Origin of the sequence: Terrabacter terrae, assembly GCF_039529575.1 — a bacterium.
Taxonomy (GTDB): domain Bacteria; phylum Actinomycetota; class Actinomycetes; order Actinomycetales; family Dermatophilaceae; genus Terrabacter; species Terrabacter terrae.
Genome location: NZ_BAAANB010000059.1, coordinates 1 through 2,591 on the forward strand (window position 1 = coordinate 1; position 2,591 = coordinate 2,591).

Genomic DNA, 2,591 nt, shown 5'->3' on the forward strand with positions numbered 1-2,591 from the left:
GCGCTCGAGCTCGTTCCGCTGGCGGCCAAGGCCGACGGCCACGTCTTCGACGTCGCCGAGCCGACGCCCGAGGAGGTCGACGCCTTCTGGGCCGACGTCGAGACCGCCCGCAAGCGGCTGCGCAGCCGGCAGGGCTTCTGGCAGAAGGTCCGGGGAGACCTGTCCCTGCGCACCTTCCGTGACCACCTCCCGACCGGCGCGGGACTCGGCCCCGCCCGCACCCGCACCTCCCGCCGGCAAGGCAAGCCCGAGCAGCCGGGACGGCGTGCCAGGCCGGGCTCCAAAACCACCACTGCAGCCACGAAGGGTGACGCGTGAAGCTGAAGTTCGTCCTCCGGTCGGCAGACCGAGAGACCGACCTCGTCGCGACGACCGACTCGGCCACCACGGTCGGTGACCTCGCCGCCTACCTCGCCTCCGCCGACCCCCACCGGTCGAGCGTGCTCGGCACCGGCCAGGCGATGACCCTGGCCCTCGTCGACCAGGAGATGCGCGGGCTCGACCCGCGCGCGACCGTCGCCGAGAGCGGCCTGCAGTCCGGCATGCGGGTCTCGGTCATGCGGGCCGGCGAGGGCTTCGTCGACCGCGGCCGCCCGGCCGCCGTCGCCTACATCCGCTCCGGCCCCGATGCGGGGCGCGAGGTCCCGCTCGCCCGCGGGACGGCATACGTGGGCCGCGGCCGCGGGTGCGAGGTGCAGCTCTCCGACCAGTCCGTCTCGCGCCAGCACGCCAAGCTCGTGATCCAGGAGGTCGTCGAGGTCGTCGACCTCGGCTCGGCCAACGGCATCACGGCCGGCGGCCAGCAGGTGACGCGCGCACACCTCAAGAGCGGCGACGTCGTGCGCCTCGGCGACACCGAGCTCGAGGTGCACCTGCAGGGCGACGGGGTCGTCACCCGGCCCGGGAGCGGCGTGCTGTCGGGCGACGCGGGCACCGTCGCCTTCTCCCGCTCGCCGCGGGTCGCGCCGGTCTTCGAGGGCCAGGAGTTCCAGGTCCCCGACCTGCCCGAACGCCAGAAGAGCAACCCGATGCCGATCGTGGCGATGGTCGTGCCGCTGCTGATGGGCGCCGTCCTCTTCGCCGTCACGAAGAGCCCGTACTCCATCGTCTTCATGCTGATGATGCCGGTGATGATGGCTGGCACCTACTACGAGGCCCGCCGACAGCAGAAGAAGGACTTCGCCCAGGCGATGGCGGAGTTCCGCGAGGACCTCGACCTGCTCTCGCAGCGCATCCGCGGCTCGCTCGAGGTCGAGGGCGACACCCGCCGCGCCGAGCACCCGAGCGGCCCTGAGTGCCTGGCGGCCGTGCGCGACCGCAGCGCGCTGCTCTGGACCCGCCGCCGCGACACCGCGGGCTTCGGCCAGCTGCGTCTCGGCGTCGGCACCCGGCCGTCGCGGTCGGCGATCAAGATGCCGGCCGTCGGCCGCTCCAAGGCAGAGGCCTGGTATGCCGTGTGCGAGGAGCTGAACGGCCTCGAGGTGGTCCACGACGTCCCGGTCGTCGCCACCCCGCTCACCGACGGCGCCGTGGGCGTCGCCGGGCCGCGCGCCAACGCGCTGAGCGCCGCCCGGTCGCTCGTCGTGCAGGCCGCGGCGCTGCACTCGCCCGCGGAGCTGGCGATCTGCTCCTTCGCCTCGGGCAGCTCCGCCCGCGACTGGGACTTCCTCAAGTGGCTGCCGCACACGTCGTCGCCGCACAGCCCCGTGGCGGTCGACCACCTCGCCGCCGGCGCCCCCGGCTGCTCCGCGCTCGCCGACGCCCTCGAGGACCTCGTCGAGGCCAAGGCCTCGGCGTCGACCCCCGAGACGGCCGGTGCTGCACGGCCCGCCGTCCTCGTCCTCGTCGAGAGCGACGCCCCCATCGACCGCAGCCGCCTCGTGGCCGTCGCCGAGCGCGGTCACGGCCACGGCGTCGTCGTGGTGTGGGTCGCCGAGACCCAGCAGCTGCTCCCCGCCGCCTGCCACACCTTCCTCGTCGTCGAGGGCGACGAGTCGTCGCGGGCCGGCTACGTCCAGGCCGGCGAGGAGGTCCAGCCCGTGGCGGTCGACCGGATCGCCTACGACGAGGCCCTGGCCTGCGCCCGTCAGCTCGCCCCCGTCGTCGACGCCGGCGTGCCCGTCGACGACGCGAGCGACCTCCCGCGCGCGGTGTCGCTGCTCACCCTCACCGGCACCGACCTCGCCAGCTCCGAGCAGGCGGTCATCGAGAAGTGGGGCGAGTCGCGCTCGATCCTCACGGGCCCCTACGCGCCGGCGGTCCTGCCGCGCCGGCCCGGAAACCTGCGCGCCGTCGTGGGCCAGTCGAGCCAGGGCACGTACTCGGTCGACATCCGCTCCGACGGCCCGCACGCCCTCGTCGGCGGCACCACCGGTGCCGGCAAGTCGGAGCTGCTCCAGGCCTGGATCCTCGGCATGGCCGCGGCACACTCGCCGCAGCGGGTCACCTTCCTGCTCGTCGACTACAAGGGCGGCTCGGCGTTCCGCGACTGCGTCAAGCTGCCGCACACGGTGGGCCTGGTCACCGACCTCTCGCCGCACCTCGTGCGCCGCGCGCTCGCCTCCCTCGCCGCGGAGCTGCACCACCGCGAG

At 74.3% G+C, this 2,591-nt stretch carries 1 protein-coding gene and 1 pseudogene; both read left to right on the forward strand.

Annotation, left to right across the window (positions count from 1 at the left end):
* Positions 1-318: pseudogene (locus ABD194_RS18975) on the forward strand (hypothetical protein); the annotation flags it as partial.
* On the forward strand, positions 315-2,591 hold a 2,277-nt coding region (locus ABD194_RS18980), incomplete at its 3' end, for an FtsK/SpoIIIE domain-containing protein (RefSeq protein WP_343994385.1). The pseudogene ABD194_RS18975 and the gene ABD194_RS18980, both read left to right, overlap by 4 nt.